The sequence below is a fragment of the Nonomuraea sp. NPDC050478 genome (genome assembly GCF_044458265.1).
GTDB lineage: Bacteria > Actinomycetota > Actinomycetes > Streptosporangiales > Streptosporangiaceae > Nonomuraea > Nonomuraea ferruginea.
The window spans coordinates 566,337-591,767 of record NZ_JBITHT010000006.1; the positions used below are offsets into that span (position 1 = coordinate 566,337).

Annotated in this window: 23 protein-coding genes and 3 tRNA genes; 13 read left to right on the forward strand and 13 right to left on the reverse strand. The window is 70.6% G+C overall.

The annotated features are described in order from the left end of the window. Positions 1–4 precede the first annotated feature (4 nt). The gene (locus tag ACIBF7_RS31770) at positions 5–721 is read left to right on the forward strand and encodes an IclR family transcriptional regulator (protein WP_148029504.1); all 717 of its coding nucleotides are present in this window, start codon (positions 5–7) and stop codon (positions 719–721) included. Between the two features lie 121 nt (positions 722–842). Further along, complete coding sequence (locus ACIBF7_RS31775) at positions 843–2,561, forward strand: hypothetical protein (protein WP_148029503.1); 1,719 nt, start codon at positions 843–845, stop codon at positions 2,559–2,561. A 108-nt stretch (positions 2,562–2,669) separates the two neighbouring features. Here the strand turns inward: ACIBF7_RS31775 and ACIBF7_RS31780 are convergent. The 4 genes from ACIBF7_RS31780 to ACIBF7_RS31795 all read right to left on the reverse strand — a co-directional run bounded on the left by ACIBF7_RS31780 (position 2,670) and on the right by ACIBF7_RS31795 (position 3,612). Beyond that, positions 2,670–2,745: transfer RNA gene (locus ACIBF7_RS31780), tRNA-Glu, on the reverse strand. A gap of 18 nt (positions 2,746–2,763) precedes the next feature. Next, positions 2,764–2,839 (reverse strand) — tRNA-Glu (locus ACIBF7_RS31785). A 78-nt stretch (positions 2,840–2,917) separates the two neighbouring features. Then, complete coding sequence (locus ACIBF7_RS31790) at positions 2,918–3,499, reverse strand: hypothetical protein (protein ID WP_397198796.1); 582 nt, start codon at positions 3,497–3,499, stop codon at positions 2,918–2,920. Between the two features lie 41 nt (positions 3,500–3,540). Beyond that, positions 3,541–3,612 (reverse strand) — tRNA-Gln (locus ACIBF7_RS31795). Between the two features lie 143 nt (positions 3,613–3,755). Between ACIBF7_RS31795 and ACIBF7_RS31800 the strand changes: the two genes are divergently transcribed. Further along, positions 3,756–5,723, forward strand: a complete 1,968-nt coding sequence (locus ACIBF7_RS31800; RefSeq protein WP_397198797.1) for a M3 family metallopeptidase — start codon at positions 3,756–3,758, stop codon at positions 5,721–5,723. A gap of 4 nt (positions 5,724–5,727) precedes the next feature. On the opposite strand, the gene ACIBF7_RS31805 is transcribed toward ACIBF7_RS31800, so the two are convergent. Next, a complete protein-coding gene (locus ACIBF7_RS31805; RefSeq protein WP_148029500.1) occupies positions 5,728–6,543 on the reverse strand; it encodes an NAD(P)H-binding protein in 816 nt (271 codons plus the stop codon). Between the two features lie 59 nt (positions 6,544–6,602). After that, positions 6,603–8,234 carry a heparinase II/III family protein gene (locus ACIBF7_RS31810; protein WP_397198798.1) on the reverse strand — a complete coding sequence of 544 codons (1,632 nt, stop codon included), beginning with the start codon at positions 8,232–8,234 and terminating at the stop codon, positions 6,603–6,605. Positions 8,235–8,363: 129 nt separating this feature from the next. On the opposite strand from ACIBF7_RS31810, the gene ACIBF7_RS31815 reads away from it, so the two are divergent. After that, entirely contained in the window at positions 8,364–8,963 is a 600-nt protein-coding gene (locus ACIBF7_RS31815; protein ID WP_397198799.1) for an HD domain-containing protein, read from the forward strand. Positions 8,964–8,973: 10 nt separating this feature from the next. Here ACIBF7_RS31815 and ACIBF7_RS31820 read toward each other — a convergent pair whose 3' ends face one another. Continuing rightward, positions 8,974–9,354, reverse strand: coding sequence for an antibiotic biosynthesis monooxygenase family protein (locus tag ACIBF7_RS31820; RefSeq protein ID WP_397198800.1), 381 nt, complete (start codon positions 9,352–9,354; stop codon positions 8,974–8,976). 124 nt (positions 9,355–9,478) lie between these two features. Between ACIBF7_RS31820 and ACIBF7_RS31825 the strand changes: the two genes are divergently transcribed. Together ACIBF7_RS31825 and gltX are read left to right on the forward strand one after the other, a co-directional pair. Continuing rightward, the gene (locus ACIBF7_RS31825) at positions 9,479–10,255 is read left to right on the forward strand and encodes a fumarylacetoacetate hydrolase family protein (protein ID WP_397198801.1); all 777 of its coding nucleotides are present in this window, start codon (positions 9,479–9,481) and stop codon (positions 10,253–10,255) included. Further along, the gene (gltX, locus tag ACIBF7_RS31830) at positions 10,248–11,621 is read left to right on the forward strand and encodes a glutamate--tRNA ligase (protein WP_397198802.1); all 1,374 of its coding nucleotides are present in this window, start codon (positions 10,248–10,250) and stop codon (positions 11,619–11,621) included. Before ACIBF7_RS31825 ends, gltX begins: the two co-directional genes overlap by 8 nt. A gap of 92 nt (positions 11,622–11,713) precedes the next feature. Here gltX and cimA read toward each other — a convergent pair whose 3' ends face one another. Then, positions 11,714–13,288 carry a citramalate synthase gene (gene cimA / locus ACIBF7_RS31835; protein ID WP_148029494.1) on the reverse strand — a complete coding sequence of 525 codons (1,575 nt, stop codon included), beginning with the start codon at positions 13,286–13,288 and terminating at the stop codon, positions 11,714–11,716. Between the two features lie 192 nt (positions 13,289–13,480). Further along, on the reverse strand, positions 13,481–14,128 hold the full coding sequence (locus ACIBF7_RS31840) for a thioredoxin domain-containing protein (RefSeq protein WP_148029493.1): 648 nt from the start codon (positions 14,126–14,128) through the stop codon (positions 13,481–13,483). 90 nt (positions 14,129–14,218) lie between these two features. Here ACIBF7_RS31840 and ACIBF7_RS31845 point away from each other — a divergent pair, with 90 nt between their 5' ends. From ACIBF7_RS31845 to ACIBF7_RS31860, 4 genes are all read left to right on the forward strand, one after another. Further along, positions 14,219–14,875 (forward strand): O-methyltransferase, encoded by a 657-nt coding sequence (locus ACIBF7_RS31845; protein ID WP_219552335.1) that lies wholly within the window; start codon positions 14,219–14,221, stop codon positions 14,873–14,875. A gap of 82 nt (positions 14,876–14,957) precedes the next feature. Then, positions 14,958–15,308, forward strand: a complete 351-nt coding sequence (locus tag ACIBF7_RS31850; protein WP_397198803.1) for a YciI family protein — start codon at positions 14,958–14,960, stop codon at positions 15,306–15,308. A 5-nt stretch (positions 15,309–15,313) separates the two neighbouring features. After that, a complete protein-coding gene (locus ACIBF7_RS31855) occupies positions 15,314–16,552 on the forward strand; it encodes an RNA polymerase sigma factor (RefSeq protein WP_397198804.1) in 1,239 nt (412 codons plus the stop codon). 75 nt (positions 16,553–16,627) lie between these two features. Next, positions 16,628–17,173 carry a Uma2 family endonuclease gene (locus tag ACIBF7_RS31860; protein WP_271277430.1) on the forward strand — a complete coding sequence of 182 codons (546 nt, stop codon included), beginning with the start codon at positions 16,628–16,630 and terminating at the stop codon, positions 17,171–17,173. A gap of 3 nt (positions 17,174–17,176) precedes the next feature. On the opposite strand, the gene ACIBF7_RS31865 is transcribed toward ACIBF7_RS31860, so the two are convergent. Continuing rightward, positions 17,177–18,352: a DUF418 domain-containing protein gene (locus tag ACIBF7_RS31865; protein WP_397198805.1), complete on the reverse strand. Its 1,176-nt coding sequence runs from the start codon at positions 18,350–18,352 to the stop codon at positions 17,177–17,179. Between the two features lie 82 nt (positions 18,353–18,434). Between ACIBF7_RS31865 and ACIBF7_RS31870 the strand changes: the two genes are divergently transcribed. Next, entirely contained in the window at positions 18,435–19,058 is a 624-nt protein-coding gene (locus tag ACIBF7_RS31870) for a TetR-like C-terminal domain-containing protein (RefSeq protein WP_397198806.1), read from the forward strand. A 13-nt stretch (positions 19,059–19,071) separates the two neighbouring features. Here ACIBF7_RS31870 and ACIBF7_RS31875 read toward each other — a convergent pair whose 3' ends face one another. Together ACIBF7_RS31875 and ACIBF7_RS31880 are read right to left on the reverse strand one after the other, a co-directional pair. Beyond that, positions 19,072–20,169 (reverse strand): branched-chain amino acid aminotransferase, encoded by a 1,098-nt coding sequence (locus ACIBF7_RS31875; RefSeq protein ID WP_148029486.1) that lies wholly within the window; start codon positions 20,167–20,169, stop codon positions 19,072–19,074. Between the two features lie 176 nt (positions 20,170–20,345). Then, positions 20,346–21,392, reverse strand: coding sequence for a 3-isopropylmalate dehydrogenase (locus ACIBF7_RS31880; RefSeq protein ID WP_148029485.1), 1,047 nt, complete (start codon positions 21,390–21,392; stop codon positions 20,346–20,348). Positions 21,393–21,499: 107 nt separating this feature from the next. Here ACIBF7_RS31880 and ACIBF7_RS31885 point away from each other — a divergent pair, with 107 nt between their 5' ends. Beyond that, complete coding sequence (locus ACIBF7_RS31885) at positions 21,500–22,315, forward strand: class I SAM-dependent methyltransferase (RefSeq protein ID WP_397198807.1); 816 nt, start codon at positions 21,500–21,502, stop codon at positions 22,313–22,315. Positions 22,316–22,720: 405 nt separating this feature from the next. Here ACIBF7_RS31885 and serA read toward each other — a convergent pair whose 3' ends face one another. Next, positions 22,721–24,310, reverse strand: a complete 1,590-nt coding sequence (gene serA, locus ACIBF7_RS31890; protein WP_148029483.1) for a phosphoglycerate dehydrogenase — start codon at positions 24,308–24,310, stop codon at positions 22,721–22,723. A 238-nt stretch (positions 24,311–24,548) separates the two neighbouring features. Between serA and ACIBF7_RS31895 the strand changes: the two genes are divergently transcribed. Continuing rightward, positions 24,549–25,403 (forward strand): hypothetical protein, encoded by an 855-nt coding sequence (locus ACIBF7_RS31895; protein ID WP_219548453.1) that lies wholly within the window; start codon positions 24,549–24,551, stop codon positions 25,401–25,403. Positions 25,404–25,431: the final 28 nt, after the last annotated feature.

A 25,431-nucleotide genomic window follows, 5' to 3' on the forward strand; every position in this document is an offset into this window, starting at 1 on the left:
ATGCATGGACAACTCTAGCGGAGTCGGAGTACTGGACAAGGCCGTTCTGGTGCTCAACGCCCTCGAAGCCGGACCGGCATCCCTGGCGCAGCTCGTTCAGGCGACCGGCCTGGCCCGCCCCACGGCCCATCGGCTCGCCGTCGCTCTCGAACACCACCGCATCGTGAGCCGTGACACGCAGGGCCGGTTCGTGCTCGGCCCTCGCCTTTCGGAGTTGTCCACCGCCGCCGGCGAGGACCGGCTGCTGGCGGTGGCGTCGCCCGTGCTGACCCAGCTGCGCGACACCACGGGCGAGAGCGCGCAACTCTACCGCCGCCAGGGCGACGAGCGGGTGTGCGTGGCCGCGGCCGAGCGCTCCAGCGGCCTGCGTGACACCGTGCCCGTCGGCTCGGCGCTGCCCATGACGGCGGGCTCGGCGGCGCAGATCCTGCTGGCCTGGGAGGAGCCCGACCGGCTGCACCGGGGGCTGCGCGGCGCCAAGTTCACCGCCGCGACGCTGGCGTCGGTGCGGCGGCGGGGCTGGGCGCACAGCGTGGGCGAGCGCGAGCAGGGGGTGGCCAGCGTCTCCGCGCCCATCAGGGGCAACGGCGGCAAGGTGATCGCGTCCGTCTCGGTGTCCGGCCCCATCGAGCGGCTGACCAGGGCACCCGGGCGGCTGCACGCCGTGCCGGTGGTGGCCGCGGCGGAGCGGATCACCGAGGCGATGCGGCGCACCTCGTGATCGGTCGAAGCCGTGACGAACGGGAAACCGGCCCACCGGCCCGCCGCCAGCGGTTCCTATAGCACATTTCCCCTTCGTATTTCGGGAGCCGAGTGTCTCGCGGGAGCACTAGCCTGAGTGCGTGACCGATCGCATCGAGGTAGCCGCCACTGAGCTGCGACCCCTGCTCGAAGAGTTCATCTTGTGGGCGCGCACCAACGCGCCTGACAGCGACCCCGAGCTGGTGGGGCCCGCCGCACTCTGGCACCGCCTCGCCTTCTCGCCGGACCTCGGCACGTGGAAGCGCGCCGACCTGCGCGACCTGCTGCTGGACCGCATGCCGGAGGTCGTGGATGATCCTGACGCCGCGGCCGACGGCATGCTGCCGGCCGTCGACGCCTACCTGACGTTCCTCGCGCAGACCGGCAGGCTGACGGCGGGCTCCGACGGCCTCGACGACCTGCGGGCCGAGCTCGACGACGTCGAGGACCGCTTCGTCGAGCTCATGGAGGACCTCATCGACGACGTCGACGAGGACGAGGACGACGATGACGACGTCGGCGACCTCGGCGACCTGGAGCCGTTCGCCGACGAGCTCGCCGCTCTCCCGACGATCCGGCTGCGCCCCGACTCCGAGCTGGCCGCGGCCGCCCGGGGGGTGCCGCTGATCGCCAAGGCCCGCGACCTCGCCCTGTGGGTGGGCTCGGGCCGCCGCATGGGCGACGACACGCTGCTCAGCGACGCCGAGATCGAGGAGGCGCTGGCGACCGTCGGCCTGCCCAGGCCGGAGACGTCCGGCCCGCTGGCGGAGTCCGTCCCGCAGCTGTGGAACGTCTGGAACCTCGCCGTCGACCTGGAGTTCCTGGAGCCGGGCGAGGGCAACACGGTCGCGGTGCAGGACGACACCTCGGAGTGGCCGTTCGACGACGACGAGGACGTGCTCGACGCGTGGATGCTCGGCCTCCACTCGGTCGACTACGGCGATCCGGAGCCGTCCGACGACGACCTGGCCATGGCCCTGGCGGGCCTGACCCGCAACCTGCTCGTCAGGCTGCTGCTCGGGGGCGGCTCGCGGGCGCTGCCCGAGCTTCGCGAGGAGCTGGCGGAGGCCGTCGCCGACAACGACGAGCTGGGCGGCGACGCCTGGGCGGCGACCGGCGACCCGCTGGCGCCCGTGCTCGACTGGCTGACCGGCTACGGCATGGTCGAGCTCGACGGCGACACGCTCAGGCTCACCGCGCTCGGCACCGAAGGCGTCGTCCACCTGGTGGACGATTCCGACATCGAGATCGACGCCCGCCCGGCGATCGAGTCGATGAGCGCCCACGAGCTGCTGGTGCTCAGCGCCGAGCTGCCCGAGGAGGAGGCCGACGCCGAGCTGGCCGCGTGGATGCGGCTGCGCGAGCCGGCCAAGGCGGCGGAGGAGCTGCTGCAGGCGGCGGCCGAGGACGAGGCCGACGCGCTGATCCGGGTGCAGGCGGCCAGCGTGGTCGGCACGCTCGGCGCCGACGCGGTCCCGGCCTGGCAGGCGGCGCTGAAGGAGCCGTCGCTGCGCCCGTACGCGGCCACCCACCTGAGCCAGCTGGGGGTGGAGGGCGCGCCGCAGCCGACGGAGGACGACACCTACTGGCTGATCCTCGACATGTGGACGATCTCGGCCGGGCTGGGCCGGGCGGAGTTCGTGGGCAGCCTGCGTGACATCGACCCGGAGATGATCAACAACCTGCTCGAAGTGATCTGGAAGATCCCGCACGCGCACGTCGAGGAGCTGCTGGACCGGATCTCCCAGGTCCACCCGGACAAGCAGGTGGCCAAGGCGGCGCGAAGGGCGCTGTTCAAGGCCCGCTCCGCCAGTCAGTGACGTTTTCCCGAAACGCCGTCCGCCCAAGCAACAGGGCAGGCGGCGTTTTCTGGCATATGTCCTGAAATGCGAAAAGACCCGGTCGGCAGACCGGGTCTTCATGAAAGGTGGTAGTCCCGACCGGATTCGAACCGGCGCTACCGCCTTGAGAGGGCGGCGTCCTGGGCCACTAGACGACGGGACCTTCGTGAGCTTGCGACAGTGGTAGTCCCGACCGGATTCGAACCGGCGCTACCGCCTTGAGAGGGCGGCGTCCTGGGCCACTAGACGACGGGACCCTGTCCGCAAGCGGTGTGCCGGGGACCTCCCCGGCAACGGAGGTAACTCTACCGCACCCCGAGGAGCACTCCAAACCACTATGAGGCCAGCAGATCGGGCCTGTGGTGGCGCACCCACTCCCCCATCCGCCCGTTCTCCCAGGCCGGGTCCACGACTCCCAGGGGGATGCCGAGCCACTGCAGGCCGGTGTCCGGGTCGACCGGCACCCGGGCCAGATGGGCGCGCATCCAGCCGGGGACGCGCAGCGGCACCTCGCGCTCGCCCCAGCCGACCAGGCCGACGCTCCGCATGGCCCCGGCGCGCACCTGGACGCCCCCGGGCCGGCCGACGCGGCGCGGGCTGGCCATGCGGCTCTCGACCACGTCGACGCGCTCGATGCCGGCCCACGGCAGCCGGAGCAGGAAGCCGTACGTGTCGGCCATCTCGACGCCTTCGGCGGAGAAGCGGACGACGGTGCCGCGGACCATGCGGCGGTATCTGGACACCAGCACGCCGGTGAGCGCGGCGGTGGCGATGATCCCGATGAGCAGGCCCCGGGGCCCGTCGCCGGCGAGAATGCCGCCCAGAGCGGTGGTGACGGGGAGGAACAGCAGGAGCGGGAGCATGAAGGGGGCGACGAAGGCGCCGAAAGCCCGGTGCCGGATCCGAAACTCTTCCATAAAACAAGAAAACGGATGCCTTATCAGACATCCGTCACGTGCTGGGGTACCAGGACTCGAACCTAGACTAACTGAACCAGAATCAGTCGTGCTGCCAATTACACCATACCCCACCGCTCACGAGCTCCTTCGGAGCGCGCTCGGCGATGTCCGAAAGAATAGCCCAGCCGAGGGGGTAAGGCCAAAACGAATCCGCCACTCCCTTGGAGGCGTGCCAAGCTGAGGGGGACGAACCCCACGTGGAGGAGCCCCAGAGTTGGCCGAGAACCCGTTCTTCGCCCCGAGCAGCCTGCCCTACCGGCTGCCGCCCTTCGACGAGATCCGCGAGGAGCACTACCTGCCCGCGTTCGAGCGGGGGATGGCCGAGCACCTGGCCGAGGTGGAGGCGATCGCCGGCAGCGACGAGCCGCCCACGTTCGACAACACGATCGCCGCTCTGGAGCGCTCCGGCCGGATCCTCGACCGCACGGCCACGGTGTTCTTCAGCGTGGCCGCGTCCAACACCTCCGACACCCTCATGGAGATCGAGAAGCGCGTCTCCCCCGAGCTGACCCGCCACAGTGACGCGATCCGGCTCAACCGGGCGCTGTGGGCCCGCATCAAGCGGGTGACGACGGACGACCCCGAGCAGGCGTGGCTGCTGGAGAAGTACCGCGAGGACTTCATCAGGGCCGGCGCCGACCTGACCGAGCCCGAGCAGGAGCGGCTGCGCGGGCTCAACGAGGAGCTGTCCAGGCTGTCGACCGAGTTCTCGCAGAACCTGCTGAAGGCGTCGACCGAGTCGGCGCTGGTGGTCGACGACGCCGCGGAGCTCGACGGGCTGGACGAGGCCGCGATCAGGTCGCTGGAGAAGGACGGCCGCTACGTGCTGCCGCTGCTCAACATCACCAACCAGCCCGCCCTGGCCCAGCTCACCGACCGCGACGTGCGCAGGAGGCTGTTCGAGCTGAGCGTCGGCCGCGCGCCGGTCAACTTCGGGCTCGCCGTCCGCATGGCCACCCTGCGCGCCGAGCGCGCCGCGCTGCTCGGCTTCCCCGACCACGCCTCGTACGTGGTCGCCGACCAGACGGCCAAGACCGTGGCGGCGGTCGAGGAGATGCTGGGCCAGCTCGTCGGCCCGGCCGTGCGCAACGCCAAGGCGGAGGCCGAGGCGCTGGCCGGGCAGGCCGGGTTCCCGATCGAGCCGTGGGACTGGTCCTACTACGCGGAGAAGGTGCGGCGGGCCCGCTACGACTTCGACGCCGACGCCATGCGCCCCTACTTCGAGCTGGGCCGGGTCTTCCGCGACGGGGTGTTCGAGGCGGCGACGCGGCTCTACGGGGTGACGTTCACCGAGCGGCCCGACCTGTCGGGCTACCACGAGGACGTGCGGGTCTTCGAGGTGTTCGACGAGGACGGCTCCGCCCTCGGCCTGTTCCTGCTCGACCCGTACGCCAGACCGGGCAAGCGCGGCGGGGCGTGGATGAACAACCTGGTCGACCAGTCGTTCCTGTTCGGCGAGAAGCCGGTGGTGATGAACAACCTCAACATCACCAAGCCGGCTGAGGGGCCGACGCTGCTGTCGTACGACGAGGTGAACACGGCCTTCCACGAGTTCGGGCACGCGCTGCACGGGCTGTTCAGCGCGGTGCGCTTCCCCCGGGTGTCCGGCACGAGCGTGCCGCGCGACTTCGTGGAGTATCCGTCGCAGGTCAACGAGATGTGGGTGACCTGGCCGGAGATCCTGGCCAGCTACGCCCGCCACCACGAGACCGGCGAGCCGATGCCGGCCGAGCTGGTGGAGAAGCTGAAGGCGGCGGAGAGGTTCAACCAGGGGTTCAGGACGGTCGAGTATCTCGCGGCCACGCTGCTCGACTGGGCCTGGCACAGGCTGGCGCCGGGCCAGGAGGTCACCGACGCCGAGGCGTTCGAGCAGGCGGCGCTGGAGGCCGCCGGGATCGCCTTCCCGCCCGTCCCGCCGCGCTACCGGACCAGCTACTTCATGCACATCTTCTCGGGCGGCTACAGCGCCGGCTACTACTCCTACATCTGGAGCGAGGTGCTGGACGCCGAGAGCGTGGAGTGGTTCAAGGAGAACGGCGGGCTCAAGCGGGCGAACGGCGACCACTTCCGGCGGGAGTTGCTGTCGCGGGGCGGCAGCGTCGACCCGCTGGCGTCCTTCCGCGCCTTCCGCGGCCGCGAGCCGGGCATCGGCCCGCTGCTGGAGCGGCGCGGCCTGATCTAGGGCCTCACAGGAACGCCTCGGCGTGCTCGGCCGCCCACTGCGCGAACGTGCGCGGCGGGCGGCCGGTGACCGCCTGGACGGTGTCGGTGACCTGGTAGACGCCGTCGGGCACGTCGAACGCCTCGACCTGGAAGGCGATCAGCTCCTCCGGCACGCCCCGCGCCCGGTAGCGTTCGCGCATCTCCGCCACGCCGAGCTCCACGTACGCGATCTCGCGTCCGATGGCCTCGCCCAGGATGCGCACCTTGGCGGGCATGTCCAGCAGCTCCGGCCCGGTGAGCCCGTAGGAGTGGCCGGCGTGCCCGTCGCCGGTGAGCACGGTCGCGATCACCGCGCCGATGTCGGCCTCGTGGACCATCGCCGTCTTCGTGGCCCCGAACGGCTCCTCGACCACGCCTGCCGCCCGCACCGAATCGGCCCAGGCCATGGCGTTGACCATGAACTCGGTCGGCTGCACGTACGTCCAGTCGAGGTCGCTGCCGGTCACCGCGGCCTCCAGGGTGCCGGTGGACCAGCCGCTGAGCAGGGTGACCTTGCGCACCCCGGCCTCGCGCACGAGCTCCACCACCTCCTTGCCGTGCGGCTGGGGCGCGTAGTCGGGCCCGCCGACGTCGATGAGGTGCACGCCGGTCACCCCGCGCAGCGCGGGGACGAGCGTCTCGGGGCGCGCGAGGTCGCCGCGGACGACCTGCACGCCCGCGGGCAGGCCGGCCCCGGCGGGGTCGCGGGTGAGCGCCCGCACGGGCGCTCCCATCCTGAGCAGCTCGTCGACGACGTGCCGGCCGACGGATCCGGTGGCTCCGGTGATGAGGAAGGTCATGGGAGCGACCGTACGGATCAATGCGGAAGGTTCGGTTCCGCGATGCGCCGGCGGAGCGGTCAGAGCACCTTCGCCGGGAAGGTCACGCCGTTGACCTTGACCTTCCCGCCCGTGCAGGACACCTTCGGGTCGTCGGTGCCGGGCACCACGATCGTCAGCAGCTCCTTCGCCGCGGGCGAGACCACGACGTTGGTGCGCTGCTTGGACAGGTAGGTCGGCGACATCCAGCCGAGCCTGCCGCCCCGCTCCACCTTCTGCCCGCCCACCGGCCGGCAGGAGGAGAGCTGCACCAGCGTGACCTTGAACGAGCCGTCGCCGAGCACGACCCGGCCTCCCTTGTTCGAGATCAGCTTCAGCTCGTCGTCGAACCGCCACAGGTTGCGGATCTTCTTGCCGCCGGACGCCGTGTCGTGCACCGCCATCACGTCCTCGCCGTGGTTGACGAACACGGACCGGGTGCGGGTGACACCGTAGGCCTGGTCGGACAGCCTGAACGACTGGCGGTCCTTGCCGTAGCTGGTCTTGACGAGCTTGCTGGCGGTGCGCGGCCGGAACCGCTGGCCCACCACGGTCGGCACATTGTGCGCCTCGGGGGAGAGCGTCCAGTAGCGGTACGAGGTCTTCTCGTAGGAGTGGAAGCCGGCGTCGACGAGCACGTCGCGGCCCTGGGCGTAATAGGTGACGCCCAGGTGGTCCTCGTGGCCGTGGTACTTCATGCCGGGGCCGTACCTGATCGAGTAGTACGCCGAGTCGCGCTTGTCCCAGTCGGTGCGGCCGTAGGCGTAACCGGCCCGGTAAGTGCGGACCTTCTCCTTCGGCGTGCCCGTCTCCATCTTGGGCTCGGTCTCGGCGCTGCCGTCGCCGATGGGCACCATGAAGCCGTTCGGCTGGGTGGAATGGGCGATGAAGTCCTTCAGCGCCTCGGCCCGCTTGCCGATCTCGCCGGGCACCTTGCGGCCGCACGCGCGCATGTTCGTCATCGCGACCTGGAGTCGCCCGTACACGTAGACGGCGTAGCGGGGGGCCTGCTCCATCAGCGCGCCCTGGGAGTCGACGTCCAGCTTCACGGTGCCGGTCAGCCGCCTGGAGGCCAGGTCGGACCAGTCCTCGCGGTTGTAGCGGCAGCCGATGGCCATGAGCGCGATGTCTTGATCGATGCCGTGGTTGTGGCCCTTCTTGTAGAGCCGGGGGTTGGACAGCAGCCTGGCGTGGACGGTCAGGCTCTCCTTCAGCCAGCTCTCGTTCACGTGCCTGCTCAGGCAGACGAGCGGCTGGGTGCGCAGCGAGACCGGGTGGTCGGTCCACACGTAGGACTTGGTGCCCCGGGCGCCGTGCTTGTTGCGGGCCACCCAGTCCTTGGTGATCTCCTTGGCGCGGTCCAGGTAGCGCTTCTCGCCGGTGTTCTCGTACTCGACGACGAGGGTGCCCATCCAGCGCAGCGAGTGGTAGACGTACTCCCACGAGCGGTTCCGGTACGGGCTCGCGTTCCAGTCGATCTTCTTGCCCAGCTTGTAGGCGGGCAGGCCGACCAGGGAGATCTCGCCCTGCATCACGTCCGCGGCCGTCGGCGTGCCGGGCAGCCAGTCACCCTGGCACTCGGCGGTGCGCTTGACGGGGGTGTCCGCCTGCGCCGGGCTCCCAGCAGCGCCGAGGACGAGCGTGAGAGCAAGAGGGATCGCGAGGCGGCGCACGCCGATTCCTTTCGGGCCAAAGAGGTGAGGGTGAAACATGCTGGCCGAATCCGGATAACAAGGTCAAGTCGGGTGCGCGATCGTTAGCCGCCCGATGCGCTCCCCATCCGGGTCGGCCATGCTGATCTCATGAGATATGACGACATCGTGCTTCCCTACACCCCCGTGTGCCACGCCGCCCGCGAGATCGCCGCCAAGTACCACACGCCTTCCCTGATGAACCACTCGATCAGGGCCTACCTGTTCGCCGCCGCCTACGGGCAGGCGAACGGCATCGCGTTCGACGCCGAACTCCTGTACGTGTCCGCGATGCTGCACGACATGGGCCTGACGCCGGAGTTCGACAGTCACGCGGTGCCGTTCGAGGAGGCGGGCGGCCATCTGGCCTGGGCGGTCACGGCGGGCGCCGGATGGCCCGAGGAGCGGCGGGTGCGCGCCGCCGAGGTGATCGTCCGCCACATGTGGGACGAGGTGCCGGTGGACAGCGACCCGGAGGGTCACCTGCTGGAGCTGTCTACCGGCATGGACATCTCAGGCCGGCGCACCGACGACATCCCGCCGGGCGTGCGCGAGGAGGTGCTGCGCCGCCATCCGAGGCTGGACCTGGCCCAGGAGTTCGCCGGGTGCATCGCCGAGCAGGGGCGGCGCAAGCCGTCGAGCATCGCGGGGGCCTTCCTGCGCGGCGGCGTGCTCGACCGGATCGCCGCCAACCCGCTGGACCGCCTCTGAGACGCGGGCGTCAGGACGCCGGCGCCGCGTGCTGGATCACCTCGAACGTCCACACCTGGGAACCGGACGCGGCCGGGCCCTGCCCGTGCCCGTGTCCCTGTCCGTGTCCCTGTCCGTGTCCCTGGCCGTGTCCCTGGCCGCCGCGCTCGGCGGCGGCCTCGGCGTGGCCGCGCTGGAAGGCCTGGCTCTCCTGCCAGCGCTGGAAGTCCTCCTCGCTGCGCCAGCGGGTGTAGACGAGGTACTGGTCGGTGCCCTCGACCGGGCGGAGCAGCTCGAACCACTCGAAGCCGTCGGCCGACTCCACCAGCCCGGCCCGGTTGGAGAAACGCTTCTCCAGCGTCTCGCGCATCTCGGCGGGGACGGTCAGCACGTTGATCTTCACCACGGACACGGGAGCTCCTCCAAGACGTTCCGGTGCTTGCCCGACAAGCAAATCACGGCGGCGGCCCGCTCGCCGGGCGGGCCCCGCCGGTTAATCGTCCGGACCCCGCCGGTGTCGGCGATAGCCTTGTCAGGTGCGTATAGCGAGGTTCTCCGCAGGCGAAGGCGTGGCGTTCGGCGTGGTCGAGGGCGGCCCCGGTGAGGAGATGGTGTCCGCCGTCGCCGGTCACCCGTTCAGCCAGGTCCAGTTCACCGGCGAGCGGTTCCCCCTGTCGCAGGTGAAGCTGCTCGCCCCGATGCTGCCGAGCAAGGTCGTGGCGATCGGCCGCAACTACGCCGAGCACGCCCGCGAGATGGGCAACGAGGTGCCCGACGAGCCGCTGATCTTCATCAAGCCGTCCACCTCGGTGATCGGCCACGGCGAGTCGATCGCCTACCCGACGTCGCTGTCCCACCGCGTCGACTACGAGGGCGAGCTGGCCGTGGTGATCGGCAGACTGTGCCGCGAGGTGCCGGTCGAGCGGGCCAAGGACGTCATCTTCGGCTACACGTGCGCCAACGACGTCACCGCCCGCGACCTGCAGAAGAAGGACGTGCAGTTCACCCGGGCCAAGGGCTTCGACACCTTCTGCCCGCTCGGCCCGTGGATCCAGACCGACCTCGACGCGTCCGACCTGGCGCTCACCACGTCGGTCAACGGCGACATCCGGCAGAGCGGCCGCACCAGCCAGCTCATCCACGACATCCCCGCGCTCGTCGCCTACGTCAGCGCCGTCATGACACTGATCCCCGGCGACGTCATCCTGACCGGCACGCCCGCGGGCGTGGGCCCGCTGGAGATAGACGACGAGGTCAGCGTCGGCATCGAAGGCATCGGCACTCTGACGAACAAGGTGGTTGCTCGTGACTGATCTACGGGTGCGCTTCGCCCCGTCCCCGACCGGCATGTTCCACGTGGGCGGCGCCCGCACGGCCCTGTTCAACTGGGCGCTGGCCGAGCAGTCCGGCGGCCGGTTCGTGCTGCGCGTCGAAGACACCGACGCGTCGCGCAACCGACCCGAGTGGACCGAGGGCATCATCTCCGCCCTCGACTGGATCGGCGTCAACGGCACCAACCCGGCGTTCGAGGGCCCCTACTTCCAGTCGGCGTTCGAGCCGCAGCACCGCGAGGCGGTGGCCAAGCTGCTGGCCGACGGCAAGGCCTACTACTGCGACTGCACCCGCGAGCGGCTCGTCGCCCGCACCGGCTCCGAGCACCGCGGCTACGACGGTCACTGCCGCGAGCGCGGGCTGACCGCGGGCGCGGTGCGCTTCCGTACCCCCGACGAGGGGGTGACCGTGGTCGTAGACCTGATCAGGGGCAACGTGGAGTTCCCCAACGAGGCGCAGGAAGACTTCGTCATCGCCCGCACCGACGGCTCGCCTCTTTACGTGCTGGCCAACGCGGTCGACGACATCACCCAGGGCATCACCCACGTGGTGCGCGGCGAGGAGCACCTCGGCAACGCCGCCAAGCAGGAGCTGCTGTGGCCGGCGCTGGGCGCCACCCCGCCGGTCTGGGCCCACCTGCCGGTGATCGTCAACGAGCAGCGCAAGAAGCTTTCCAAGCGCCGCGACAAGGTCGCGCTGGAGGACTACCGCGCCGAGGGCTACCTCGCCGAGGCCATGGTCAACTACCTCATGCTGCTCGGCTGGGGTCCGGGAGACGACCGCGAGATCATGCCGTGGTCGGAGATGGTGCCGCTGTTCCGGCTCGAGGACGTCAACTCCTCCAGCGCGTTCTTCGACGAGAAGAAGCTGCGCGCCTTCAACGGCGAGTACATCAGGGCGCTGCCGCTGGAGACGTTCGAGGAGCGCTGCCTGCCCTACCTGGAGCCGTCCTGGGACCGCGAGCTGTTCAGCAAGGTCGCCCCGCTGGCGCAGACCCGGGTCGGGGTGCTGTCGGAGATCCGGCAGAACGTCGACTTCCTGTTCCTGGAGGAGCCGGTGTTCGACCAGGCCTCCTGGGACAAGGCGATGAAGAACTCCCCCGAGGAGATCCTGAGCGGCTACCTCGACCGGCTCGACACCGTGAGCTGGGACCCGGAGTCGCTCAAGGAGGCGCTGGAGGAGGTCGGCGCCGCCAACGGCCTCAAGCTGGGCAAGGCGCAGGCCCCGGTGCGGGTGGCGGTCACCGGCCGGACGGTCGGTCTGCCGCTGTTCGAGTCGATCGAGGTGCTCGGCCGCGAGCGCGCCAAGGAGCGCGTCCGCGCGGCGCTGGCGCGCCTGCGAGGCTGAGTGCCGGGGTAACCGCCGCGCTCTGGGGCTTTCTCCTCCACGCGCAGGGTTGGAGGGGCGCCGCAAGGACGCCCCTCCAACAGTTCAGGCGCTCAGCACTCGTGTCCGGCGCGGAGCAGGCCGTACGTGACCGCCTGCTCCAGCGCCTGCCAGGAGGCGTCGATGATGTTCTGGCCGACGCCGACCGTGGACCATCCGGTGGTGTCGTCGCTGGAGGTGATGAGCACGCGGGTGATGGCGCCGGTGCCGTGGGTGCCTTCGAGGATGCGCACCTTGTAGTCGACCAGCTCCACCTTGGCCAGGTCGGGGTAGAGCTTCTCCAGCGCCAGCCGTACCGCCTTGTCGAGGGCGTTGACCGGGCCGTTGCCTTCGCCGGTGGCGACGATCCGCTCGCCCTTGGCGTGCAGCTTGACCGTGGCCTCGCTGACCAGCTCGCCGCCCTTGGTGTGCTCGACGATGACGCGCCAGGACTCGACCTCGAAGTGGCGCCTGCGCTCGCCGTGGACGGTGTCGCGCAGCAGCAGCTCGAACGAGGCGTCGGCGGCCTCGAAGGTGAAGCCCTTGGACTCCAGGTCCTTGACCCGGTCGACCAGCTCCTTGGTGTTGCCGGGGGTGAGCTCGTAGCCCAGCTCGCGGCCCTTCAGCTCGACGGACGCGCGCCCCGCCATGTCGGAGACCAGCATGCGCATGTCGTTGCCGACCTCGGCGGGGTCGATGTGCTGGTAGAGGTTCGGGTCGACCTTGATGGCGCTGGCGTGCAGGCCGGCCTTGTGGGCGAACGCCGAGGCGCCGACGTACGGGGCGTGCGAGTTGGGGGTGACGTTGGTGACCTCGGTGATCGCGTGCGCGATGCGGGTCATGTCGGCCAGCGCCTGCGGCGGCACCAGCTCGAACCCGCGCTTGAGCTGCAGGTTGGCGACCACCGTGAACAGGTTGGCGTTGCCGGAGCGCTCGCCGTAGCCGTTGGCGCAGCCCTGCACGTGGGTGGCGCCGGCCTTGACCGCGGCCAGCGTGTTGGCGACCGCGCAGCCGGTGTCGTCGTGGCAGTGGATACCGACCCTGGCGCTGGTCTGGACGGCGTCGTGGACGATCTCGGCCAGTTCGTCGGGGAGCATGCCGCCGTTGGTGTCGCACAGGGCGATGACGTCCGCCCCGGCCTCGGCGGCGGTCCTGACGACCTCCAGCGCGTAGGCTGGGTTGGACTTGTAGCCGTCGAAGAAGTGCTCGGCGTCAAGGAAGACGCGCTGACCCTCCGCACGAAGGTGAGAGACCGTGTCGCGGATCATCGCGAGGTTCTCCTGGAGAGTCGTGCGGAGGGCCAGCTCCACGTGCCGGTCGTGACTCTTGGCGACAAGGGTCACGACCGGCGCGCCGGATTCGCGCAGAGCGGCGACCAGGGGGTCGTCGGCCGCCTTCACACCTGCCCGGCGGGTCGCGCCGAACGCGGCTAGCTGCGCGTGCCTCAGGTCGAGCTCTGTTCGAGCGCGCCTGAAGAACTCGGTGTCCTTGGGGTTGGCGCCGGGCCACCCTCCTTCGATGAAGCCGACGCCCAGCCCGTCCAGGTGGCGCGCGACAGCGAGCTTGTCGGCCACCGTGAGGTTGAGGCCTTCCTGCTGTGCGCCGTCACGCAGCGTCGTGTCATAGACGTGGAACCGGTCGTCGGCCATGGATTCTCTTTCTGAGAGTGGAGGAAAACAAAAAGACCCCTCACGGACGTGAGAGGTCTGCGCGCTGGCGGTGTCCCTGCGTTAGCCAGCGCGCCTGCCGATAATGAGCAGACCGTAGAACATGGTGCTCCCGAGTCTGCCATACGAATCCAGTGCCCGGGACATCGATCTCACAGTACGGACGAGATTTGGTCAGACGGTTACCCCGTCACCGCCCGTGATGGCCTTCTCCAGCGCGGCCGGGTCGAACGCCTCGTTGCCCATCACCCGGCCGTCGAGCACCAGGGTCGGCGTGCCCTCGACGCGGATGCCGGCGGTGTCGCGCAGGTGCGCCTCCGCGTACGCCTGGGAGTTGACGCACGACTCGGCGGAGGCGGCGCCGGCCTTGCGCGCGGCGGCCACCAGCTCCTCCACGGTGAACCCGGTGGCCACGCCGTGCGGCACCGGCTGCATCGCGTACAGCTCGTCCCGGAAGGCCAGCCAGCTCGACTCGGGGACGCACCGGGCGGCCGCGGCGGCCCTGATGGAGTTCGACCGCGACGGCTCGTCCCGGAAGATCGTGACGGGGTGGTAGACGACCTTGACCTTACCCTCCCTGGCCAGGCGTTCGATCGTGTCGTCGACCCGGGAGTGCAGCTCCCTGCAGACGGGGCATTCGAAGTCCTCGTACAGGACCAGCACCGGCGCCTGCCCGCCGCGGTCGGCCAGCACCATGGACCCGTCGGCCTGCCGCATCAGCCGCACGCCGTCGGAGGACGGCCCCGACTGGACCAGCGTCACGAATCCCATCACGGCCAGCACCGCAACGGCGGCCACGATGGCCGCCACCCTCTTGTTCATCCCCGCCCGCTCTCGTCCGCCGATCGCCGCGACCCTATCGGAACTGGGAACATAGGTGTTATCCGGCCACACCAGGCCAGAATCACCCTCATGAAGGCATTTCTCCTCGACCAGGCCATGGCCCGGTACATCCTCGACCACTCCACGCCGCCCGACCCGCTGCTGGAGGAGCTGGCCGCGGAGACCGTCGCGGCCACCGGCGACCACGCGGGCATGCAGATCTCGGCCGACCAGGGCACGCTCCTGACGATGATCACCCAGCTCGTGGCGCCTGAGGTGGCCGTCGAGGTGGGCACGTTCACCGGGTACTCCTCGCTCTGCATCGCCCGCGGGCTGTCCGGCGGCACGCTGCACTGCTTCGACGTGAGCGAGGAGTGGACGGCCGTCGCCCGCCGGTACTGGGAGAAGGGCGGGGTCGCCGACCGGGTCACGCTCACGCTGGGGCCGGCGCTGGAGTCGCTGCGGGACTTCACCGAGCCGATCGACCTGGCGTTCCTGGACGCCGACAAGCCGCGGTATCCCGCGTACTACGAACTGCTCGTCGGCAAGCTGCGGCCGGGCGGGCTGATCATGGTGGACAACACGCTGTGGTCGGGGCACGTGGCCGACCCCGGTAAAAATGACCCGGCTACGGTGAACATGCGCGAGTTCAACGCGCTGGTGCGCGAGGACCCCCGGGTGACCGTGGTCATCCTGCCGGTCGCGGACGGGCTGACCCTGATCCGCAAGCGGGTCACGCCGGCCTGAGGAAAATCCTGCCGGCCTCGTGTCCATCGGGCGGGGTCCCGTTCGTAGACATGGCACAAGCACGGCAGAAGGAGCCAGAACCATGAAGTACATGCTGCTGATCAACAGCGCCGGGACCGACCAGGCGCAGGAGGGCTGTGAGGCGTCCTTCGAGGACTGGATGGCCTACGACAAGGCCGTTCAGGAGGCGGGGATCTTCGTGGCCGGCCACTCGCTGGCCGACCTGACCACCGCGACCACCGTGCGGGTCGACGCCAAGGGCGAGCGGACCATCACCGACGGGCCGTTCGCCGAGACCCGCGAGGTCCTCGGCGGCTACTACGTGATCGACGTCCCCGACCTGGACGTGGCGCTCGACTGGGCGGCCCGCTGCCCGGGCGCCACCGGCGGCGGCTCGGTGGTGGTGCGGCCGATCGCCGACTTCGAGGGCTGACCGTCATGACCGGCCCGTACGCGGAGAACGTGGAGGCGGTCTTCCGGGAGGAGCGCGGCCGGCTGCTCGCCGCCCTGGTGCGCCGCTTCGGCGACCTGGACCTGGCCGAGGAGGTCACGTCGGATGCCATCGAGGCGGCGCTGGTGCGCTGGCCGGTCGACGGCGTGCCGCCCAAGCCGGGCGCGTGGCTGATGACCACCGCCCGGCGCCGGGCGGTCGACCGGCTGCGGCGCGACAGGACGTACGCCTCCCGGCTGGCCCTGCTGCAGGTGGAGGCCGACCGGGCGGCGCCCTCGCCCACCGGCGCGGGCGACGAGCTGCCCGACGAGCGGCTGCAGCTGTTCTTCACCTGCGCCCACCCGGCGCTGAACGCCGACGACCGCGGGGCGCTGACGCTGCGCTGTCTCGGCGGACTGGCCACTCCAGAGGTCGCGCGCGCCTTCCTGGTGCCGGAGGCCACGATGGCCAAGCGGATCGTACGGGCCAAGAAGAAGATCCGTGAGGCCCGCATCCCGTTCCGCGCCCCCGGCCCCGACGAGCTGCCCGCGCGGCTTCCCGGGGTGCTCCAGGTCATCTACTCGATCTTCACCGAGGGGTACGCGGCCAGCGCCGGACCCGACCTGCAACGGCTCGACCTCGCCGAGGAGGCCATCCGGCTGGCGCGGATCCTGCGCCGCCTGCTGCCCGCGGAGCGGGAGGTCGCGGGCCTGCTCGGGCTGATGCTGCTGATCCACGCCCGGCGCGACGCCCGCACCGGGCCCGGCGGCGAGCTGGTCCTGCTGGACGAGCAGGACCGGGGCCGCTGGGACCGCGCGATGATCGAGGAGGGCCTGCGGCTGGTGCCCGCCGCGCTGGCCGGCGGCCCGCCCGGCCCGTACGGGGTGCAGGCCGCGATCGCCGCGCTGCACGACGAGGCCGCGGACGTCGCGACCACCGACTGGCCGCAGATCGTCGCGCTCTACGACGTCCTGCTCGCGCTCGCGCCCTCACCGGTCGTCGAGCTGAACAGGGCCGCGGCGGTGGCGCTGCGCGACGGCCCCGAGGCCGGCCTGGCGCTGCTCGACGCGCTGGCCGGCGAGCCCAGGCTGCGCGCCTACGCGCCCTATCCGATGGCCAGGGCCGACCTGCTGCAGCGCCTCGGCCGGCTCCCCGAGGCCGCGGCCGCCTACCGTGAGGCGCTCGACCTGGCGGGCACCGAGCCCGAACGCGCCCACCTGCGCCGCCGCCTGGCCGCCGTCACTTGACCTGCTCTTTGCCGTTCCCGCGCCCTGGTATTACGCTCTGTCGCGCATCGATCACCCAGAGTCGGGAGCGGAGACATGATCAGGCCTGTCGAAGAGCGCTACCGCACCGTGCGGGACGTCTTCCCGGAGCTCCGCGTCGAGCTGGTCAACGGCCGCATCGTGGTCAACGAGCCCGGCACCTGGCAGCACAACACCATCATCGCCCAGCTGATCGCCCAGCTCGCGCCCGTGGTCGCCGGGCGGGGCTGGGAGATCTGGCCGAACATCACCGTCCACCTCGGCGACGAGGCCGACCGGTACGTCCCCGACCTGACGATCGTCCCGCAGGAGCCGGTCATGGAGACCGACGAGGCCGTCCACGGCGCCAGCACTCTGCTCCTGGTCGACGTGGTCTCGGCCGGCAACGCCTACGACGACCACGTGATCAAGCCGATGGGCTACGCCCCGGCCGGGGTGCCGCTCTACCTGGTGGTCGACCCGTTCCAGCGCCTGCTCAAGCTCCACAGCGACCCGGCGCCGAGCGGCTACGGACGCGAGACGGTGGAGCCGGCCGGCGCTCCCCTGACGCTGCCCCACCCGTGGGACTGCGCGATCGACACGACCTGCCTGCTCAACCTCTGACCCTCAGCCCGCGCGGCGGTAGGTCAGGCGGCGCAGCAACGTCTCGGCCGGTCCGCGCCGGCCCGTACGGGACATCGACGCCGCCAGCACCACGGTGGCCAGCCAGGTGAGCACGGCCACGGCGGAGGCGGCCGCGTCGCCGACACGGGTGCCGAGCCCGCCCAGGTACGGCACGAAGACCACGGTGAAGACCACGGACTGGAGCAGGTAGCACGTCAGCGACCACTGACCGCACGCGGCCAGCGCCCTGGCCACCGGGCCAGGCGCGGCGCGGCGGGCTCCACCGGCCACGGCGAGGCCTATCAGCGCGGCGTACGCGAGACCGCCGGCGATGCCGCTGACGCTGTGCAGGGCGTACGCGGACACGCCGATCGCGTCCGAGGGCGCCCAGAGCCGGGTGTCGACGAGCATGAGCGGCACGCCACCGGCGACCGCGATCGCGGTGCCCACGACGCCGGTCCGGAGGAGCAGCGTCCGGTGCGCCCACGGCTCCTCCAGCACGCGGCGGCGGGCCGCCCAGATCCCGAACAGGAAAGCGGGCACGACGCTCGCGGCGAAGTACGTGGGCGTCATCCCGGACCAGCCGACGACCCGCATCATGAGGGCCTCCGCCGGGTCGCCCATGCCGGCGATCGAGTCGCCCTTGTCGGCGCTCACGGTGAGCAGCCCGAACAGGGCGAGGACCGCGACGTGCAGAACAGTCGTGAGGCCGGCGGCCCACAGCAGGGCGCGGTCGCTGCGCCGGATGAAGCCCACGAGCACCAGGCCGACCAGGCCGTACGCGCCCAGGATGTCGCCGAAGAACAGCAGGAGGGCGTGGCAGAACCCGAACGCCAGGAGCCACAGGCTGCGGGCGCGCAGCACCCGCCGCACGTCCGGCCATGCGCGACCGGCGGCGAGTTGCCGGCTCGCGAGCTGCACCAGGCCGTAGCCGAAGAGGGCGGCGAACATCGGCAGCGCCCGCCCGTCCACGAGGAGGATCTGGATCCCGGCCACCAGCCGGTCGAGGGCGCTTCCGTCCAGCGTGTAGCCGCGGAACCCGACCGGGTGACCGGACAGGTACATGTGTGCGTGCGCCACCGCGATGAGCAGGAGCATGAGACCTCGGGCGAGGTCGGGGGCCAGGGACCGGCGGGCGAGCGGCACGGCCCTTCGGTCGGCGGGCATGGTGGTGGACATGACTATCCCCAGGGATTAGATACACGAGTGTAGCTTAGAATGAAGGTAAGATACACCGCTGTAGCCAACCAAGGGAACAGCCGTGAACAACAGCCGAACGCGGCGGCGGGGCGAGGAGCTGATCGCGGCCATCCACGCCGCGGTGCTTGAAGAAGTGGTGGAGGTCGGCGTCGCACGGCTGACCATGGACGGCATCGGCAAGCGGGCGGCGACCGCCCGCACGACCCTCTACCGTCGCTGGTCAGATCCGATCGAGGTGCTGCTGGACGCGCTCTACCACGCGCATCCGGTCGAGGAGCCGAGCCCGGGGGCGGACGACCTGCGCGGTGACCTGATCAGGGCGCTCCGGCTCATGCGCGACTGGATGCTCAGCCCCGCGGGCCACGCCGTCGCCTTGATCCTGACCGACCCGGTGAGCGCGTCCAAGATCTCCGAGGAGCTCGTCGACCGGGTCTTCGCCGTACGGGGCGGCACGTTCACCAACACCGTGCTGCGCCACTACGCCGAGCGCGGCCACTTCCCCGCCGAGCTCCTCACCCCGGTCGTGGCCGACATCGGGGAGGCGCTCGTCACCAAGCGGCTGATCGACACCAGGACGCCGCCCAGCGACGCCGACCTGGCGGACATGGTGGACCAGGCGATACTGCCGGCGATCGGGCTGGGCCCGGACGTGCGGGGACGGCGCCGTCCGGACCCTGAGGCGTGAAGCCGGCGGGCGGCTAGGCGATCTTGTGGATCCAGTCGCGGGTGTCGGGGCGCGAACCGTACTGGATACCGATGAGCTCCTCGCGGATGCGCATCGTCACCGCGCCGGCGTTCCCGTCGCCGACGGTCCAGGCGCGGTCGGCGCCCTTGACCGAGCCGACGGGGGTGACGACCGCGGCGGTGCCGCAGGCGAACACCTCCGTCAGCTCGCCGGACTCGCACCCGGCCTGCCACTCCTCGACGGTGATGAGCCGCTCCTCCGTCTCAAGACCGAGGTCGGCGGCGAGGGCGAGGATGGAGTCGCGGGTGATGCCGGGCAGCAGGGTGCCGGTCAGCGACGGGGTGACGAGCTTGCCGCCGATGACGAAGAACAGGTTCATCCCGCCCATCTCCTCGACGTAGCGGTGCTCGGCGGCGTCCAGCCAGACCACCTGGTCGCAGCCGTTCTCGACGGCCTGCCGCTGGGCGACGAACGCGGCCGCGTAGTTGCCGCCGCACTTGGCGAAGCCGGTGCCGCCGGGGGCGGCGCGGGTGTACTCGGTGGACAGCCAGACCGAGACGGGCTTGACGCCGCCGGAGAAGTAGGACGCCGCGGGCGAGGCGATGGCGAGGTAGCGGTACGTCTTGGAGGGCCAGTTCACGCCCAGCCCGACCTGGGTGGCGATCATGAAGGGCCGCAGGTAGAGGCTGTGGCCCTCGGTGGTGGGCACCCAGTCCCTGTCGGTCTGGACGAGGAGTTCGAGCGACTCGACGAAGGCGTCCTCGGGGAGCTCGGGCATGGCCATGCGGGTGGCCGAGCGGTTGAACCGGGCGGCGTTGGCGTACGGGCGGAACATCACCACAGAGCCGTTGACCTGCCGGTAGGCCTTGAGCCCTTCGAAGAGCTCCTGCGCGTAGTGGAAGACGGAGGTGGCGGGGTCGAGGGTGAGCGGCGCGTACGGCTCCAGGCGGGCGTCGTGCCAGCCCTGGCCCTCGGTGTAGTCGACGGAGACCATGTGGTCGGTGAAGACCTGCCCGAATCCGGGGTTCGCCAGTACCTGCTCGCGCTCGGCCGCGGTGCGAGCGTGGCCGGAGAGCTGCACGTCGAAGCTGAGCTTCTGAGCGATGGTCATGACGCTGGGTCCTTCTCTCTGCGATTTCGGGCGGCACTGCCACAAACAGGGGCAGTCCGTACTTCCTATTGTCTCGCCATTTGGAATGGCAAGGGGAGGGCGGGGGTGGACACGAAAAAGCGCCCGGCGGGTCCTGGGGGAACCGCCGGGCGCTGCTCGTCGAGCTGGGGGCGGCCCTAGCTCGATACTCGCTCGGTGATGTCGTCGCCGATCTCGCGGGTGGTGCGGCTGCTCCACCCGGTCAGGCGCTCGACGATGTCGTCGGCGACGGCCTGCTCGACCTTGGCGGCCTCGGCGGACAGGCCGAGGTGGTCGAGCATCATGGCGACGGACAGGATGGTGGCGGTCGGGTCGGCCTTGCCCTGCCCGGCGATGTCGGGGGCGCTGCCGTGGACCGGCTCGAACATGCTCGGCGCGGTGCCCTCGGGGTTGATGTTGCCGCTGGCGGCCAGGCCGATGCCGCCCGCGATGGCGGCGCCGAGGTCGGTGATGATGTCGCCGAAGAGGTTGTCGGTGACCACGACGTCGAACCGCTCGGGCTGGCTGACGAAGAACATCGAGGCCGCGTCGATGTGGCTGTAGTCGGTCGTGACGTCGGAGTATTCCTCCGCGACGCGGTCGACGGTGCGCTGCCAGAGGTCGCCGGCGTAGGTGAGCACGTTGGTCTTGTGGACCAGCGTGAGCTTCTTGCGCGGGCGGGAGCGGGCCTTCTCGAACGCGTAGCGCACGACCCGCTCGACGCCGTGGGCGGTGTTGAGCGACTCCTGGGTGGCGATCTCGTACGGGGTGCCGCGGCGCATGACGCCACCGGTGCCGGCGTAGAGGCCCTCGGTGCCCTCACGGACGACGATCATGTCGATGTTCTCGACGGGGGTGTCGGCCAGCGGCGTCTCGACGCCCGGGAAGAGCTTGACCGGGCGCAGGTTGACGTAGTGGTCGAAGGCGAACCGGATCTTGAGCAGCAGGTCGCGCTCCAGCACGCCGGGCGGGACGCTGGGGTCGCCGACGGCGCCGAGCAGGATGGCGTCGTAGCCGCGCAACTCCTCGAGCACGGCATCGGGCAGCGTTTCGCCGGTGCGGTGGTAGCGGGCGGCGCCCAGGTCGTAATGGGTGGCATCGATCTTGGTGCCGACGGCCTCCAGGACCTTCAGACCTTCGGCCACCACCTCGGTGCCGATGCCGTCTCCAGGGATGACGGCCAGGCGGATGTTGCGCGACTCCATGGGCGTACCTTACCGGCTCGTCTCGGCTGACGAACACTTGATCTCATTGTGTGGACAGGTGGTGCTGCTGACCCAAATCTTTCACACCGCGGGCGTACCGTGGCGTCATGGCTGCCGAGAAGGTGTGTCTCGACGGCGAGAAGGCCACGCTCCTCGCCACCCTGTACGGCCGGGCGCTGGACGCCCGCTCCCCCGAGCCGATCCTGAACGACACGATGGCCGTGCGGGCGGTCGAGCGGATCGACCACGACTTCACCAAGATAGGTATGAGCCCCCGCAACGCCGGAGCGGTGGCCTTCCGGGCCAGGTTCCTGGACCGGTGGGCGGCCGAGTTCCTCACCGCCCACCCCGGCGCCACCGTGCTGCACCTCGGGTGCGGCCTCGACACCCGGGTCCACCGGATGGACCCGCCGCCGGAGGTCGCCTGGTTCGACGTCGACTTCCCGGAGGTCGTCGAGCTGCGCGACAGGCTGTTCCCGGGGCGTCCCGGATACACGACGATCGGCTCGTCCGTCACCGAGACCGGCTGGCTGGACCGCGTCCCCGCCGGCAGGCCGGTGCTCGTGCTCGCCGAAGGGCTGGTCTACTACCTCGACGAGACGGGCGGCCGTGAGCTCTTCCGGCGGATCGTGGACCGCTTCCCGCACGGCGAGTTCGTCTTCGACGCCCTGAGCCCGTTCGGGCTGCGGCTCCAGGTGCTCAACAGCCCGGTGCGCAAGGCCGGGGCGCGGATGCACTGGGCCATCGGAGGCCCTGAGGACCTCGAGTCGATCCACCCGCGCCTGCGCTGCCGCGACGCGATCAGCGCGCTCGACCTGCCGGGCTACGACCGGCTGGCCAGAGGACTGCGCCTGGCCACCCGGCTGATGAGAGCGGTGCCCGCGATGCGGCGGGCGGCCGTCTTCTACCGGCTGGAGTTCTGAGGCGCGCCGCCGTTGTCGCGGCGGTCCAGGGCGGTCTGCAGGGCCTCGGCGGCCTCGTCACGGTGCTCGTCGGCGGCGTACTTGCGCATGGTGATCATCTCGTTTCGCGGGGTGTGTGCTTGCAGTGAGTCGGAACCCCGGTCGCGGACCCGACCGGGCCTGATCTCGCCAGTCCGGGTCACGGACTGGGCGATGGGGCTTACCGGCCGACGCGACGCCGCTCACCGCGGCGGGTCGTCGACCTGCCCTAACAGGCCCCGCCGCGGCAGGCAATGAGTACGAGCACCTGACGCATCACCAGCCAGGTTACCCGAGCATCTCGTTGGATGTCCTAGCATCTCGCATCGTGAGACAGCGAAACGGCCGCCGCCGGAAGCCCGGCGGCGGCCGTCGTCACTGGAGCCGTCAGTCCTCCAGGTCGACCGAGCGCCCGGTGTCGGCGCCGATCTCCTGGCCGATCTGCTCGACCACCTCGGCCGGGATGGCCGTGTCGACGGTCAGCGCGATGAGCGCCTTGCCGCCCTTGGCGTGGCGGGAGACCTGCATGGAGGCGATGTTGATGCCCTGCTCGCCGAGGATGCGGCCGACCACGCCGACGATCCCCGGACGGTCGGTGTAGGTGAAGAACGACAGGTGGGCGGTCGGCTCGATCTCCATCTCGTAGCCGTTGACCTCGACGATCTTGGTGATCTGCCGGGGGCCGGACAGCGTGCCGGAGACCGAGACCTGGCGGCCGTCGGCCAGCACGCCGCGCACGGTCACCACGTTGCGCCAGTCGGGGCTGTCGGAGCTGGTGACCAGGTCGACGCCGACGCCCCGGTCCTTGGCCAGCAGCGGCGCGTTGACGTACGTGACCTGCTCCTCGACGACGTCGGAGAAGACGCCCTTGAGCGCGGCCAGCTCGATGACCCGCACGTCCTGCGCGGCGATCTCGCCGCGCACCTCGATGTCGAGCTTGGTGGCCACCTCGCCGGCCAGGGCGGTGAAGACCCGGCCCAGCTTCTCGGCCAGGGGCAGGCCCGGCTTGACGTCCTCGGCGACCGCACCGCCCTGGACGTTGACCGCGTCGGGCACGAACTCGCCGGCCAGCGCCAGCTTCACGCTCCTGGCGACCTGGGTGCCGGCCTTCTCCTGGGCCTCATGCGTGGAGGCGCCCAGGTGGGGCGTGACGACGACCTGGTCGAGCTCGAAGAGCGGGCTGTCGGTGCAGGGCTCCTTGGCGAACACGTCGAGGCCGGCGCCGGCGACGCGGCCTTCCTTGATCGCGGCGTAGAGTGCGGCCTCGTCGACGATGCCGCCGCGGGCCACGTTGACGATGCGCACCGACGGCTTGACCTCGTGGAGCTCGCGGTCGCCGATGAGGCCGACGGTCTCCTTGGTCTTGGGCAGGTGGACGGTGAGGAAGTCGGCCTGCTTGAGCACCTCTTCGAGGCTCAGGAGCTGGACGCCCATCTGCGCGGCGCGGGCCGGCGGCAGGTAGGGGTCGTAGGCGATCAGCTCGACGCCGAACGGCTGCAGCCGCTGCGCCACGAGCTGGCCGATCTTGCCCAGGCCGAGGATGCCGACGACCTTCTCGTCGAGCTCGACGCCGGTGTACTTAGACCGCTTCCACTCGCCGTTCTTCAGCGCGGCGTGGGCCTGCGCGGTGTTGCGGGCGCTGGCCAGGATGAGCGCGACGGTCTGCTCGGCGGCGCTGGTGATGTTGGAGGTGGGCGCGTTGACCACCATGACGCCGGCCTTGGTGGCCGCCTCGACGTCGACGTTGTCGAGGCCGACGCCGGCCCTGGCCACGACGCGCAGCTTGGGCGCCGCGGCGATCGCCTCGGCGTCCACCTTGGTGGCGGATCGGACGATGAGCGCGTCCACGTCGGCGAGGGCGGGCAGCAGCTGGGACCGATCGGCGCCGTCGGTGTGGCGGACCTCGAAATCGGCACCGAGCACGGCCAGGCCGGCCTCGGAGAGCTCCTCTGCGACCAGTACGACGGGCTTGTTCACGAGCGTGAGTCCTTAGTAGCGTGCGGCGGGCGTCAGGGACACGTCGATGGGTCCCCCGGTCACCTGAGAGTCTATCGGTGGCTTGTGAACGCTTTCACGAAGGATCAGCATCTGAGATGACGCGGTCCGTACCCCTGGACGGGACAAGTCATCCACACCGCAGCCATCTTCATCTTGATCCGGAGAATTATTCGCCATTAGCCTGATAAGCCGTGGCCGACTACCTATGGTTCGTCATATGAGCATCGGGAATCCTGCGCTTGCCGACGTGCTCGCCCAGCATGGTGCTCCGCACCGGTTGCTGGCGGCTCTCGCTGACGGTGGAGTCCTGGTGGCCGTGCGACCGGATCGATCCGTCGTCCTGGGCACGACCCAGGCCGGTGACCGCGTGCTGCTCGGATACACCAGCGCGGCGACCTACGCCAGACACCACGGCAGCCATTCGCTCTCGGCCTGTGACGCCGACACCATCCTCGACATCGAGCGTGTCACCGGCGTCCGGGAGATCGTGATCGACGCCGCAGGCCCGGCCGCGGCCGCCGTTCCGATCGACGACCTGCAGCGTTTCCTCACCTCGACCCGCACCGGGCCCACCCCCGTCCTGTCCGGGGCCGCCCCCGCCGCGTACGCGACGGGCGCGATGGCCACGGTGTCGCGGAGCGGCGCGATCGCCCAGGCCGCACCTCGGTCGCAGGAGGCGCCCCCGCTCCCGTGGATCCCGGCGCCCAGACCGCATCTGTCGGGGCCGATGCAGCAGGTCGACCCCGGCTACCGCCGGTGCGCGCACCCGATCCTGCCCGCGCTGCGCCAGGCCGTCGCGCAACTGCTCATGGACTTCCCGCTGGTCCACCACGTGTGGATCTCCGAGGCCCGCACCGCCTCCGGCGCTCCCGGCATCATGCTGCACGTGAAGGTCCACATGACGGCCGCCGAGGACGTGGTGCGCGACCTCCACCGGGGCGTGCGCGCCCGGCTGCCGCAGCTCGCGGCGAGCGGGGCGCCGATCCTCATGGCCAGGGTGGCCGACTCGCTCAGCGAGCGCCGCATGGTGGAGATCGGCGCGCATGTGGTATGCGCCAACGTGAACGAATAGCGTGGATCCGTCGAACTAGGCCCTACCG